This is a genomic window from Desulfamplus magnetovallimortis (assembly GCF_900170035.1).
GTDB classification, from domain to species: domain Bacteria; phylum Desulfobacterota; class Desulfobacteria; order Desulfobacterales; family Desulfobacteraceae; genus Desulfamplus; species Desulfamplus magnetovallimortis.
The window spans coordinates 279,936-294,623 of record NZ_LT828543.1 but is presented as its reverse complement, the minus strand read 5'-3'; the positions used below and the strand labels follow the sequence as shown (position 1 = coordinate 294,623).

The 14,688-nt window shown below is 40.4% G+C and carries 9 protein-coding genes; 7 read left to right on the top strand and 2 right to left on the bottom strand.

Annotated elements, in window-relative coordinates; translation table 11 throughout:
- Nucleotides 1–52 precede the first annotated feature (52 nt).
- On the bottom strand, nucleotides 53–2,920 hold the full coding sequence (locus tag MTBBW1_RS09800; protein ID WP_245809325.1) for a DNA translocase FtsK: 2,868 nt from the start codon (nucleotides 2,918–2,920) through the stop codon (nucleotides 53–55).
- A gap of 164 nt (nucleotides 2,921–3,084) precedes the next feature.
- On the opposite strand from MTBBW1_RS09800, the gene MTBBW1_RS09795 reads away from it, so the two are divergent.
- The 7 genes from MTBBW1_RS09795 (at nucleotide 3,085) to MTBBW1_RS09765 (ending at nucleotide 13,574) form a co-directional block, all read left to right on the top strand.
- Nucleotides 3,085–3,939 (top strand): MBL fold metallo-hydrolase, encoded by an 855-nt coding sequence (locus tag MTBBW1_RS09795; RefSeq protein ID WP_245809324.1) that lies wholly within the window; start codon nucleotides 3,085–3,087, stop codon nucleotides 3,937–3,939.
- A gap of 605 nt (nucleotides 3,940–4,544) precedes the next feature.
- Nucleotides 4,545–5,186, top strand: coding sequence for a cyclase family protein (locus MTBBW1_RS09790; protein ID WP_080802648.1), 642 nt, complete (start codon nucleotides 4,545–4,547; stop codon nucleotides 5,184–5,186).
- A gap of 114 nt (nucleotides 5,187–5,300) precedes the next feature.
- Entirely contained in the window at nucleotides 5,301–7,235 is a 1,935-nt protein-coding gene (locus MTBBW1_RS09785; RefSeq protein WP_186441193.1) for a histidine kinase dimerization/phosphoacceptor domain -containing protein, read from the top strand.
- Between the two features lie 313 nt (nucleotides 7,236–7,548).
- Entirely contained in the window at nucleotides 7,549–8,559 is a 1,011-nt protein-coding gene (locus MTBBW1_RS09780; protein ID WP_080802643.1) for a response regulator, read from the top strand.
- The gene (locus tag MTBBW1_RS09775; RefSeq protein ID WP_186441192.1) at nucleotides 8,532–10,502 is read left to right on the top strand and encodes a histidine kinase dimerization/phosphoacceptor domain -containing protein; all 1,971 of its coding nucleotides are present in this window, start codon (nucleotides 8,532–8,534) and stop codon (nucleotides 10,500–10,502) included. Before MTBBW1_RS09780 ends, MTBBW1_RS09775 begins: the two co-directional genes overlap by 28 nt.
- 68 nt (nucleotides 10,503–10,570) lie before the next feature.
- Entirely contained in the window at nucleotides 10,571–12,544 is a 1,974-nt protein-coding gene (locus tag MTBBW1_RS09770) for a methyl-accepting chemotaxis protein (RefSeq protein ID WP_080802639.1), read from the top strand.
- A 427-nt stretch (nucleotides 12,545–12,971) separates the two neighbouring features.
- Nucleotides 12,972–13,574, top strand: coding sequence for a Spy/CpxP family protein refolding chaperone (locus MTBBW1_RS09765; protein ID WP_080802637.1), 603 nt, complete (start codon nucleotides 12,972–12,974; stop codon nucleotides 13,572–13,574).
- 444 nt (nucleotides 13,575–14,018) lie between these two features.
- Here the strand turns inward: MTBBW1_RS09765 and MTBBW1_RS09760 are convergent, their stop codons facing one another.
- Entirely contained in the window at nucleotides 14,019–14,678 is a 660-nt protein-coding gene (locus tag MTBBW1_RS09760) for a potassium channel family protein (protein ID WP_080802634.1), read from the bottom strand.
- Between the last annotated feature and the right edge of the window lie 10 nt (nucleotides 14,679–14,688).

Sequence of the window (14,688 nt, the reverse complement as noted above, 5' to 3'; positions counted from 1 at the left end):
TGCTTGCTGCTTTTATATGTCTGCGCTTGTGATTCTAATCCCGCCATGTACGTTACATTGAGTCAAAATCCATGCTGTTGACAAGAACCTTGCGTGGTTTTATGCCATCCGAAGGGCCGACAATCCCTTTTCTTTCCATTATATCAATTATTCTTGCTGCTCGGTTGTACCCAACCCTCAATGCCCGCTGGATGCCGGATATGGATGCCTGACGGGTCGTGACAACAAACTCCAGGGCTTCATTGTACTTGTCATCATATTCGTCGTCCATGACATCAGAAGATATTTCATCAGGTTCCTGTTCTGTTATGACATCAAATATGTAATTGGGCTTCCTCTGCTTTTTAATGAATGCCGTGATTTTTGAAAGCTCATCCTCAGACAGGTATGTGCCATGTACCCTTGTAAGCCTTGCGGTTCCTGGCGGAACAAACAGCATATCCCCGTTACCAAGAAGGGTTTCAGCTCCGTTGGAGTCTATGATGGTGCGGGAGTCAGTTTTGGATGACACCTGAAATGAAATACGGGTTGGAAAATTGGCTTTGATGATACCTGTCAGAACATCCACAGATGGTCTCTGGGTTGCCAGAATCAGGTGAATACCGGCAGCCCTTGCCATCTGTGCAAGTCGGGTGAGTGAAAGCTCAATATCCCTTGATGCTGTCATCATGAGGTCTGCAAGCTCGTCTATAATAACAACAATAAAAGGAAGGGCTTCAAGTTCTTCGCCATCGTCATCAAACTGCGGCTCGATTGTTGATATTTTTCGATTATACTGCTCAATGTTTCTGACCTGAAAATGAGCAAGTAGGTTATATCTTCTGTCCATCTCTCTTACCATCCACTGCAGGGCAATGTTGGCTTTTTTCATGTCTGTAATAACAGGTGTAAGTAGATGGGGGATGTCATTGTAGAACGACAGCTCTATGCGTTTGGGGTCAATCATCAGGAACTTAACTTCGTCCGGTGATGATTTGTAGAGGATACTTGTGATCATGGCATTGAGGCCAACACTTTTTCCTGTACCTGTGGCTCCGGCAATAAGAAGATGCGGCATCTTGTCAAGTTCCACAACAACAGGGTTTCCTATGATATCCTTGCCAAGACATATCGGGACTCTGGAGCTTGTATTTACAAAGTCCTCCGCTGTCACAATATCAATAAACGGCACCACGCTTTTCTTTAGATTGGGAATTTCTATTCCCATTACATCCTTTCCGGGTATCGGGGCCACTATACGAATGCTGAATGCACTTAGTGCAAGTGCAAGATCATCCGCAAGATTGACAATTTTGCTTATTTTAATTCCTGGATCAGGTTTGTATTCAAAGGTTGTGATAACAGGCCCTGGAGAAACACCCATAACTTCCCCTTTGATACCAAAATAACCAAGTTTTTTTTCAAGTAGCTCTGCATCCCTTCTGATTTTTTGCTGATCAACCTCTGTTTTGCTGCTGGTATTTCTGAGAAAACTCAGTAAAGGAATCTGATATTCTCCAGGTTCTGAAAGAGATGGAGGCTTGGGGACATGCTTATTGCTGTCAGGAACATTTATGATAAAAGATGGTGGTTCAACAGGTGGCGGTTCAATTGGCATTTGTTCAACAGATGTTTGTTCAACAGATGTTTGTTCAACATGTGTTTGTTCAGCATCTGTTTTTTCAACGTGTGTATTTACAACAGATGCTTGTTCATCAGGGGAAGGCAGCACAGTTGTTTCTTCATCGCATGTTTCAATATTATACTTCCCATTGTTTTCCATATCTGTCAGGGAAGATTCATTGCAGGGTGTTGTTATGCTACCTTTGTTTTGCAGGTTTTCAGTGTCGTCTTTTTCTTTTTGATTAAGGGACTCTGTGCTTTCATTATGGTTGATGACCTCTGATGCTCCATTATAATTTTCGATTTCTGAGGTCTCCGGAATTTGAGGAACATTTTTTTCATCAGGCTTTTCAGCAGGTTTGTCATTTTGTTCAGACAAGAATTTGTTGTCAGGATTAAATATTGTGGCTTCTGTATCAGAATCGGAGGTTATAATTTTAGAAGCAGAATCGGAGGTTATAATTTCAGAAGCAGTATCGGAGGTTATAATTTCAGAAGAAGTGTCGGGAGTTGGTTTTTCTGATACAGCACCGGCTGTTGCAGATTTTGAAGGAGTATCGGGTGTTGTGACTTCAGTATCAGAAATTGCATCTTCTCCCTGTACTGAGTGTACGGAAATTGGGTTTGATGAATGAATATTTGTGTTTTCTGCCTTAAGTCTTGAGTGGTCGCTCAGAAGGTCAGCATAATCACCATGCAGCTTTGCATGATCAGCCATAAGCCCTGTGTGTTCTTCCTGAAGATTTACGAGATCAGCCTGAATTCTTGCATGACTGTTTACAAGATCGGCATATTCACGTTGAAGCTCTCCATGATCTTCTTTGAACTTTTTGTAAAACTCCATATGCTCTGAATGGCTGCTTTTAATATTTTCATACTCATCCCGAAGAAGTTCATGCTCTTTCTTAAGCTTTTCATAATCAGCTATGAGTTCACCATGGTCAGCCAGCAAGTGTTCATTAGCCGGCTGTGGCTTTGACTGCTCTGTGCTGATTTTTTCAAGGTCTTCTTCAAGTTGAATATGCCTGTCTTCAAGCTTTATCTGCTGTTCGCAAATATTTAAGGTGATCAGTAACAATCTGGCATACTGACTTAAATGCTCCCTGCTGTTCTTTAGCTTCTTATTTACTTTTTCCATCTCACCGGTAAAAATCCCGGCGATTCTGTCCGCATTTTTCAGCAGGTCAGCATCTGAAATCTTAAATCTGAAATGACCACAGGGGGTTATTATGGTCAGAATATCTTTATTGAGATCGTAATTATTTTGTTCCACGATACCATCTGTTTTTTTTATGTTAAGGTCATTTTGCTGAATCAATCTTCAGGAATCATTTGATTATTATCATAATACAGAAGCTTAATCCATTTAAAAAAATCTCTTCTGTCTGGCTTTCCACGACAGACTCTTTCAATTTACAGTTTTTTGGGCTATTAAAAATAGCTTTTTTGTATGATATTAAAATTTGCTTGTTTTTTTAAAAAATGAAAACCACTATTCCAAAGGAGATAAATGTATTGCGCCTTTTGAAAAAATATGAATTCAATGGTGGTATCAAGGGCTTTAAACTTGGATGGTCAGTGGCAGGGCCGCCTTTAATGACTGTTTACTGCTATCTGTTTGGTAATGTAATGATTGATACTGCCCAGCCCCACATGGCTAAAGAGGTTGTTGATATTGCCCGTGAAAATAAAATAGGGCAGATTTTTCTGACCCATCACCATGAAGATCATTCCGGCAATGCTGCTGTAATTCAAAAAAAATTTGGAACAAAAGTGTTTGGCCATGAACAATGCATCATAAAGATGAAGCATGGGTATCCCATACTTCCTTACCAGAAATATATATGGGGAAAAACCACTCCCCTTGATATATTGCCGTTTTCAGAAAAAATTGAAACATCTCTTGGCACTATGATTCCCATACATACGCCAGGACACTCAAGGGATCATACTGTTTTTTTTCTGCCTGAAAAGGGAATTATCTTTTCAGGTGATCTATATTTGGGTGACAGGATCAGGTTTTTCAGAGCAGATGAAGATATTGGATTTCAGATAGATTCTCTCAAAAAAGTTGCAAACCTTGATTTTGATACCCTCCTTTGCGCCCATAATCCCAGGGAAAAAAATGGCAAAGGGCATGTTAGATTAAAGCTGGAGTTTTTGGAAGAGCTTTATGAAAGAGTCATAGCTCTCTGGAAACAGGGATTGTTTGAAAAAGAGATTTTCAGGAAGTTGCGTTTAAAGGAGGATTACTTTACCAAATATTTTTGTTTTGGTAATGTAAGTATGCTCAATGGAGTTCGTTCCGTAATACGGCATCATGAAAACAGGGCTTGATTTTGTTTTTGGCAATTTTTTTAAACAATCTTGGTGTCCTTCGGACGCTTTTTTTATAAACCACCTGTTTTTACAGGAGATAACATGGAATTTCCTATACTATTAGATTATTTTACAATATGCCGGTTATAATCAGATATAAACTCAAAATCGACATCTTATTGCTTTTTCAGAAGTTATTGCAGTTGTCTGAACCAGGATAACCAGGATGGATAGGATGCTCAGGATAGATAATCCTGCCTTATCTTGTTAATCTTGGGAATCCTGATTCAGACAGTGTTGACAAGGCTTACAAGATCATAGATGTCGACTTTTAGTATAAAGATTGCATTGGGATGATTTGGATGAAGATATCTCTGTGAAATCACTTCTTCTGGGGATTGGAGATCGTACACAATCTGCTACTCAGTACTATAAAAGAGTTTCCTGAATGGCATCCTTAATATTTACATACATTGTTTACACTTTTTTGAAGAAACTTTTTATAACGGCCATGGCAGGCTCATTAACGTAAATTGCGGATGCTCGCCACAATCGTCAATTCTACAGTGTTCAACGTTACGACCAACCCCTGAAAAGACCCTCCATCAATCGGGAGTTATGAAATGAAAATTAATTTCAGCATGGTTTACGATATTTCGGTTTCCCTTGGAGAGACATCCATAGATTATCCAGGCGATACCCCTTTTTCAAAACATCAGACTGCATCCATAGAGCCCCACGGTTTTGATCTTTCAAAACTTGTTTTAAGTGCCCATTCCGGAACCCACATTGATGCACCTTCCCATTTCAGGGGAGATGGCGATACCATTGACACTTTTTCACCGGATCAATTTATTCTGCCTGCCCGGGTGGTTGACGCCACATCCTGTGATCTGATAACCCCTTGTGTATTGAAGAATGTCTCTTTCTCCCCTGAAGAGGCAATTCTCTTTAAAACAAGAAATTCTCTGACCGGTATAAGCACCGCTGGCAAATTTACGGAATCCTATGCAGCCATGACACTGGAGGCAGCCCGGATATGTGCAGAAAACAGAACTCCTCTTGTGGGCATTGACTACATTACCATTGAACCATATGGCAACACTGGTTTTCCAGTGCATCATCTATTGCTTCGTAACAATATCTTGATTCTGGAGGGAATAACACTTGCCCATGTTCCCCAGGGCAGTTACACGCTGATATGCCTTCCGTTGAAGATCAAGGATGCCGAAGCATCTCCGGTTCGGGCGATTCTGCTTGCATAATCCATTGCTGTGACATTTATTGAACGGTCATGGCTGCCATTCAGCCACCCCCTAATATAAAAAATTGTATCCATTTCCACGGTAAGTACCCAATTTATTTTTGAGGAGATGTCGATGACCCCCGAAATCCATGAAATTGTCTTAAACAGCATGAGCGAACAGGTTTATGTCCGTGATCTGGAAAAAAATCTCATTTTTATCAATACTTCGGCTGAAAAACTGACCGGCTGCTCCAGTACCGAGGCAACAGATAAAAAATGTTATGAGCTTTTTGGAGATGAGGGCAATACCTGTCTAAATAACTGCCCTGTTGACAGAGCTATAAGGCAAAAAGCCCCTATTCTCCATCATGAAGGGACGCTCAGGAATAAATATGGGAAAATCCGGAAAATGCGTGTCTCCATAACCCCTATTTCCAACACATATCCATCAGGTGCAGTTGTGGTTATGCAGGATATCAACGATCTTGAAAAAATGGAAAAAACCCATGTCAAGACATTGATAAAACTTGAAAAAGAGATGGCATTGCGAAAAGAGATGGAAGATGAGCTGAAAAGAAAGGAGCAGTTTCTGGAAAATGTCTTTGATTCCATTCAGGATGGCATTAATGTCCTGGATACAGAAATGAATATTTTATCTGCAAACAGAACAATGCAGCAATTATATTCCCACGAAATGCCTTTGATTGGAAAAAAATGCTTTCAGGTTTTCCAGAACAGAGAAATTTTATGTCCTTCATGCCCTGTTATGAAAAGTTTTAAGAGTGGAGTTCTTGAAATGCAACGGGTTCCTTTCAAACGTCCTGATCTTCCTGACGGGGTAATGGAACTCTATGCGTTTCCCATGTTTGATAATTACGGTAAGCCCACAGGTGCTGTTAAATATCTTCGTGACATTACCATGAAAGACCAGACGGAAAGGTTGATAAGGGTACAGCGGGATCTGGGATTACGCCTTGCCAAAAGCAGCACGTTTCAACAGGTGGTTGACGCTGCCCTGGAGGCGCTTATCCAGATTGATGAAGTTAACTGCGCCGGTATTTACGAAATTTTGCCAGATAAAGGCGGGCTCAGGCTTGCCGGATATAAAAATCTGCCGAACTGGTTTGTAGATGAATGCCTTTACTATGCGCCCGACACTCAACAGGTTCAGCTAATTATGAAAGGCAGGCCAATCTTCTCTACCTATGGCCAGTTTCTTTCGAACCTTCATCTGTCTGATGAAGAAATAGTTAAAAAAAAGGCTTCCGGCATGAAGGCCTTTGCCATGATGCCCATTATAAACAGAGATAAGGTGATAGGTGGTATGAACGTGGCATCCCACACCTCACCAATGTTTCAGGAATTCACGAAATATTCCATGGAGAGTATTGCCATGCAGGTAGGTGAAGCAAGCGAGAGAATCAAGGATCAGACACTCAGGCAGGAACTGGTCAAAAAATCGCTCCAGGAAAAGGAAATTCTTCTTCGTGAAATCCACCATCGTGTCAAAAACAATATGCAGGTGATCTCCAGTCTCATTCACCTTCAACTTAGAAATATAGACGATGTAAAGACAGTTGCCGCTTTTCAGGAAACTGAAAACAGGGTACATGCCATGTCTCTTGTCCATGAAATTCTCTATCAGTCCGAAACATTGTCAAAAATAGACTTTCAGGCTTATCTTGAAAAGCTTGTCCGTCATCTGTCGGAAATGTATATTGAAAATGTTGAAATCACCATAAATGCAGGGGAAATCGTTCTTCCCATGGAAGAGGCTGTCACTTGTGGACTTATCGCAACGGAGTTGATCTCAAACAGCTTGAAACATGCTTTCCCCAATGACATGAAAGGCAAACTTGCAATTGAAGTCAACATGAAAAAAAATCGTTATAGTATGCGGATTTCAGATAACGGAGTTGGATTTCCCAGAAAAATAGACTGGAAGCAATCCAATACCCTTGGCCTGCGCCTTGTACGGGAACTGGTACGTGGACAACTGGAAGGCGATCTGCAACTGATTGAAACCGAGGGCAGCCTCTGGCTCATTGAGTGGGAAAGAGAAGCTTGAATAGCCATGGAAGATAGTTGTAAAATTTACGACTCTTGAAATGTGATGATAAGCCTCAAAGGACCATGTGTGTCGTCTTTGAGGAAATATTTTTCATTATTATAACCAACTCAAAGTCGACACCTATGATCTTGTAAGCCTTGTCAACACTGTCTGAATCAGGATTCCCAAGATTAACAGGATAAGGCAGGATTATCTATCCTGAGCATCCTATCCATCCTGGTTATCCTGGTTCAGACAACTGCAATAACTTCTGAAAAAGCAATAAGATGTCGATTTTGAGAACCTACCTTTATGCAACAGGGGGCGAGAGATGGATCCAGCAAAAATTTTGATTGTGGAAGACGAAATCATTTTCGGGATGGATCTCATGGAGCAGTTGAGCCAACTTGGATACGCACCGGAACCGGAAACTATCCGGTATGCCGAAGATGCCTTTAAAGCAGCACAGGAAAAAATGCCCGACTTCATTTTGATGGATATCAAGCTCAAGGGCGAAATGACCGGCATTGAGGCTGCGCTTGAAATCACGGAAAAGTTACATATTCCCATCATTTTTTTGACTGCTTTTTCCGACAAATCCATAATCGAAAAAGCGAAAAAAGCCGGGCCATACGCCTTTTTGAAAAAACCTGTTAAATATGAAGACCTAAAAAATACACTTGAGATCTCTCTTTATAAAGCCCGTATGGAGAAAAAACTGAAAGAGAGCGAACTTCGATTTAAAACAATTGCCAATTACACATATGACTGGGAGACATGGATAAGTCCCGAAGGTATTTATCTTTACTGTTCACCCTCCTGTGAACGCCTCACCGGATATTCTCCTGATAATTTTATCGAAAATCCTGATTTTTTCTATACAATTTTAAAAAGCGATGAGAGGGAGAGGATAAAAGAAGAGTTTCACTCTCACATATCCTCCACTGATGAACAAAACCCCCTGGAGTTTGAAATTGTGCGGAAAGATGGTGAAGTCATCTGGATAGAACATCTCTGCCAGTCTGTTGTTTCCCCTGAAGGCAAATATCTGGGAAGAAGGGGTAATAACCGAGATATCACACAACGAAAAAAACTTGGATTTGAGCTGAAAAAAAAGGTTAAGCAACTCCAGGAGGCTCTTGACAATATAAAGACATTAAGTGGATTGATACCTATTTGTTCAAGTTGTAAAAAAATAAGAGATGATAAGGGGTACTGGAATATACTTGAGGCATATATTCAAAAATATTCGGATGCCACATTCAGCCATGGAATTTGTCCTGAATGTGCCGGCAGGCTGTATGGAGATCAGGAGTGGTACAAAAATATAAAAATAAGATAAGTTATGTTATAGATTCAGGGTATCAGCTCATATTTTATCTGACTGTCTTCACTCTTTTTTTTCTGGTTTGTAACAGCCCAAAAGGTTATGCCATAGAGTTGACAAAGGCCGAAAGGGCATATCTGAAAAAAAAGGGAACTTTGGTATTTATGAGCCAGACCCACTACCCGCCATTTGAATTTGTGGGAGAGGATGGTGACCACACTGGTATGTGCATTGAACTCATTCGGTGGATTGCCACTGAATTCGGCTTTAAGGCATTGTTTACTGACAGCTCTTTTCAGGAGGCTCAAAGGGCTGTTTTATCCGGAAAGGCAGATGTGCTGACCAGCTTTTTTTTCAGTGATAAAAGGGATAAAACCTTTGATTTTACCCAGACCATGTTTGAGGTGCCGGCTACGATTTTTGTCTCTGCCCAGCGCCCTGATATTAAGGATATTACAGATCTTAAGGGCAAGGTAGTTGCAATGCAGGCCGGAGATTATGCCAAAGAGTATCTTGAGCTAAATGGTATTAACTGTAATTTTAACTACACTAAGAATTTTGCAGAAGCCACCGAGAATGTGATCTCAGGAGATGCAGACGCTGTGATCGGAGATGAACAGATTGTGCTCTATCATGTGTTCTCAAACAATCTTACCCAGCAGATTAAAAAAGTGGGTACCCCGCTTTACGTTGGGCATAACTGCATGGGATTGAAAGAGCCTGGCGGCGCTTTGCTTAGTATCATGAACAAGGGCATTGAACTTGCGCGCCAAAAAGGAGTGCTCTCTCAAATCCAGCATAAGTGGCTTGGAGTATCATTTTCAGCAGAGCAGACTCCATGGTTTTTCTTTTTGTGGCCATATATTGTGGCGGTTCTCGCCGCTGTTGCCCTGTTGACTGCTCTTGTCTGGTTCTGGAATCTTAATCTTCGTGAACAGGTTGCCACAAAGACCGCAGCACTTACAAGCTCTGAGAAGACACTTCGCACCATTCTTGATGCATCTCCTCTGGGAATAGGGCTGAGTGAAGGAAAGATTATTACATGGTGTAACTCTGCAATGTATAAAATTCTTGGGTTTCAGGATGGGGAGCTGATCGGAAAATCCACTGACATCACATATCCTGACAAAAATTCTTTACGTGAATCTGAAAAAGTTGTCAGCGAAATGGTTAAAAGTGGCTCCAACAGCAATCTTGAAACCAGATGGATAAGAAAAAACGGTACAAGTTTTGATTGCCGAATATCTTTTGCACCGCTTCAAATCGAAAACAAACTTATGGTCATTGCCATTGCAGAGGATATTACAGATAAAAAAAGAGCTGTCCAGCAAATAAAGTCATCTCTTGAGGAGAAGGAACTTCTGTTAAGGGAGATACATCATCGTGTCAAAAACAATATGCAGGTAATTTCCAGTTTGCTGCGACTTCAATCCGGAAAATTGAAAGATGAGGATGCGGTGTCAGTTTTTAAGGATTCCCAGAACCGGATACAATCCATAGCAATTGTTCATGAAAGTCTCTACCAATCCGAAACACTGTCTCAAATCAACATGCAAGAATACCTTGAAACCCTTTCAAATCAACTTTGCCCTGTTTATATAAATTCCAGAGAAACAATCAATATAAGAATTAGTGCCCAGGATATTGTACTGAGCCTTGATCATGCTGCGCCATTTGGCTTGATTGCCACGGAACTTATTACAAATGCCATGAAATACGCTGTTTCAGATGAGCATCCTCTTGAAATAGAGATCATAGCATCAATTAATAAAAAAAGTTGCATTATTGTTAAAATTTGTGACAGTGGCCCAGGATTTTCCCATGATATTGATTTGAAACAAGATCATACCCTTGGCATCAAACTGGTCAAAGCCCTTGTGACGGATCAACTGGAAGGAGAGTGGCATCTGGAATCTGCCAAAGGAGCCTGCTGGACTATCAAATGGCCTGTTCGCTGAAAATAATATTTTAATATAGTTGTCGGTTTTGAGAGGTTAATAAAGTAGAAACAACAGAGGAAATTAATATGCAGAAAATCAAGATCAAATGGTATAAAACGATTCAATTCAAACTTCAGCTTTTTATCATCATAATTTTTGTTGTTGCTGTGGGTAGTATTCTGACCACGGATTACTATGCCGGAAAAAAAGAGCTTCAGGCTGCCCTGATGGAAGAGATGGAACATCAGTACAGCCAGGTGATTGACCATATAGATAATGCCTCCATGAGGGCTTTGGGTCTTGCTGTGTGGGTGGCTGACACTGAAACTGTTCAAGAGCTTTTCAAGAATAGGGACAGGGATGGCCTTAAATCAATGCTGCTTCCAATGTACAAAAAGATCAAAAGCGAGATAAATATCAATCAGTTTCAGTTTCATCTGCCACCGGCCACATCTTTTCTGCGGCTTCACAAACCTGACAAATTCGGAGATGACCTTTCCCAGATCAGACCTACAATCGTGGCAGCCAACAAAAAATTGAAAACCGTTAGGGGGCTTGATCGAGGTGCATTTGGCTTTGGCATACGGGGACTTTCACCGGTATTTTCTGGCAAGGATCACATAGGCTCCGTGGAGTTTGCCATCTCTCTAAACGACACTTTTCTTGAAAGGCTTCAGAATCTCTATCACATAAATGCCTCTATTTTGGGAAAAGATGAGTCAGGAAAATATCAGTTGCTTGCCAGGAATTTTCAGGTTGCAAATATGGAAGATTTTTTTACCGTTTTTGACGATGTCATGGAAAACGGAAAAATTGAAAGTGTGGAAAGTATAATTGATGAAAAGCATATATTTAACCTTATTGGTCCGTTAAAAGATTTCAGTGGAAAAATTGAAGGAGTAATTGTGGTAGAGAAGGATATATCCAAGCAGGTAGCTGCAATACATAATATGCTCTTTCTCTATTCGTCAATTGGGATTGGATTTGTTTTTATAACTATGGTTATGCTTTACTTTCTTTTCAAGATTTTGCTCAACAGTCGTATGAAGCGATTTGCAAAGATAGTGACAGAGGCATCAGAGGGTGATTTGACTGTCAGGTCAAGGGTTTACAGACCAGATGAGATGGGCTATCTTGGTCAAACTCTAAACCATTGTCTTGCAGTAAATCAGGAGGTATTTAAAAATCTGAAAGAAAATGTAAGTGTCCTTGAGGCAGCTTCGGAAACCCTCAGTAAAGTCTCCGGGCAGATGAACAGTGACGCAACTACACTTTCGGGTAATGCAGGAGATTTGGCACAGGCATCCGAAGAGACCAGCCAAAATGTCAATGCCATTGCCGCAGCAATTGAAGAGACCTCCACCAATGTGGAGGAGATGTCCAAACGGTTTGATTTTCTCTCAACTTCTCTTCGGGCAATATCAACAGAGACCGCTTCCGCTCGTGAAATCAGCGAAAATGCAACCCAAAGTGCCCGTGATGTTTCTGGTAAAATGGAGCTTTTGAGTAGAATAGTCAATGATATTCACAAGGTAACCGATACCATCAATGATATTTCCGAACAGACCAATCTGCTGGCATTGAATGCTACCATAGAGGCCGCCAGAGCCGGAGAAGCCGGAAAAGGTTTTGCAGTTGTCGCTGGTGAAATAAAGGCTTTGGCCGGACAGACCGGAGATGCCACAAAGGATATCAAGGAGAAGATCGACAATATCCAAAAAGCAACCCTGGAATCCATGACCGGAATCGAAAAGATTTCCGGTGTTATTCACGAGATGGATGGCATAATTTCCACCATTTCAGATAATGTGGATGAACAATCCCGAAAAACTGTGGAAATCGGTCAGAACTACCAAGAGGCAACCATTGGAATCAGGGAGATATCCGAAAGTATCGCAATCATTACCGAACAGACCCGAAAGAGCGGGGAGTCTGTCGTAGAACTGAACTCCGCCTCATCAAGTGTTGAAAATGAGAGTGTAGATGTTCAGAACAGTGCCTCTGAAATCGAAAAAATATCCAGTCATATAGAAGATATTTTGAAACAGTTCAAGATCTGATGCTTGACAGATAATTTTCAAAAATAATGAGTTGGGTATTTTATATCCATATGGATAGCACCATGTGAGTATAAAATACCCACTTTGCTTTTTAATTATCCAGAAGAGTATTCGCAATATTTTCTTTGTTAAATAAAATATATTAAAAATTCAAGGCTTTATAAAATAAATTATAGCTTGGCACGCTACTTGATATACTCTGTTTCCATGATAAAGAGCTTTTTTTTGGGAAGTTGGACAGGGAAAGCAAATAATTAAATACCCATGACATTGTGCTTTTTATTAATGTAAACCGTCATGGCCGGAGTCCGGCCACCCCCGACTATGGCAATAATGTATCTATTTCCACGGTAAAAAAAATTGGGTAAATTAAAAACACAGCGAATGAAAAATTTTAAAATGGTTACAGAGACCAGAAGGAGACAACATGAAAAAACAGACTTTAATTGCAATAGCTACTCTTTTTACAATTATCTCAATGATGGGAACAGCATTTGCATGGGAAGGTTGCGGAAAAAATGGATATGGCAAAGGACATCATAACGGCAGGGGGATGGGACAGCAGTGGGCACAGTTGACAGATGACCAGAAAACCCAGATAAAAGCTCTACAGCAGAAATTTATTGATGAAACAGCCGATAAAAGGGCATCCATGATTTCCAGGCATGAGCAGGTGAGGGTTCTTATGGAAGCATCTTCTCCTGACAGGCCAAAAATCGAAGCATTGGTAAATGAGATTGCAGATCTAAAAAAAGAGATCATGGGTAAAAAACTTGAAATGGCATTTGCTGTAAAAGCGATTGCACCGGAAATTGACATTCCCATGGGATTTCATGGAATGGAAAAATTTGGAAAAATGGGAATGGGCAAGGGAAAAGGATGCAATCGTAATAATGCTGACTGCCCAAGGTATAGCAAGTCAAATGTAGATTGCCCAAAATACAAGGCAAGAAATATGGCCAAATGCCCTGCACTCCAGAGCCAGAATGATAATGCAACAGAAGAATCCTCTGAAAAAGTTGCCGAGTAGTGCATGTAAAAGTTGAAAATAATTGTGTAAATAATTATGAATTGTAGAGACAAGGCATGCCTTGTCTCTACTGCATTATGTTTTAAGATCATAGCCTTATCTTGGGAGTCAATAGAAAATAATGGCACTTAGGAATCTTTTATTTATCTGTTTACACTTTTTCTGAACCATGATTTTTATGATTAAGGGATTATCCTGATTTTTCGACATGCTTCATATCGCATCAAAAGTACTTTACACTTTTTGGGAGAGTTTCCCGAAAAACAGGACTCTGCTTCAGGAAAGTGTAAACCGGAAAATGAAACATGCCGATTTTTCATCATGTTAATCCTTAAATCCTTTCAATCATGGTTTAAAATTTTCCGAAAAGTCTAAACTACTTTTGAGCTGATATGAAGGATGCCGGTACTTAAATGAAAATATTTGCATTGCATGGCAAAGATACTATCCTTTCAGTAATTTTATTCTTTTGATATCCTCTGATTTCCCAAGAATCATAAGCACATCACTCTCTTTAATAACAAAATTGGCATTGGGAACCAAAAAAAATTTTTCAGGCAGTTGTTCTTTTATAGCGATTATATGTACATTGTACTTTGCTCTTAAGTTAAGCTCCTTAAGGTTCTTTCCTATAAAACTTTTGGGAGGTTCAATATGGACGAGGTCAAACCCTTCCGACAGTGGAATGAAATCCAGTATATTGGGTCTGGACAATTTTTGAGAAATTCGTAAGGCAACATCCCTTTCAGGGTGGATGATCTGGGTTGCTCCTACCTTTTTAAGGATTTTACCGTGATCATCGTCCAGAGCCTTGACAAGGATATTTTTTACCCCGAGTTCATGCAAATGAAGACAGATCATAATGCTGGTACTGATTTTGGTACCTGTAGATACAATAACCCCATCCATTGATGAAATTCCGAGTGCCTTCAAACGCTCTTTATCTGTGGCTTCGAGCAAGATTGCTTCCGTACAGAAGGAATCAATAGCCTGAATACGGGCTTTGGAAATATCAATGGCAATGACTTCGTTGCCATCTTCATATAACGCTTTGGCCGCATAAAATCCGAAATTACCTAATCCAATCACTGCAAATTTTTTCATAAGACTCCTG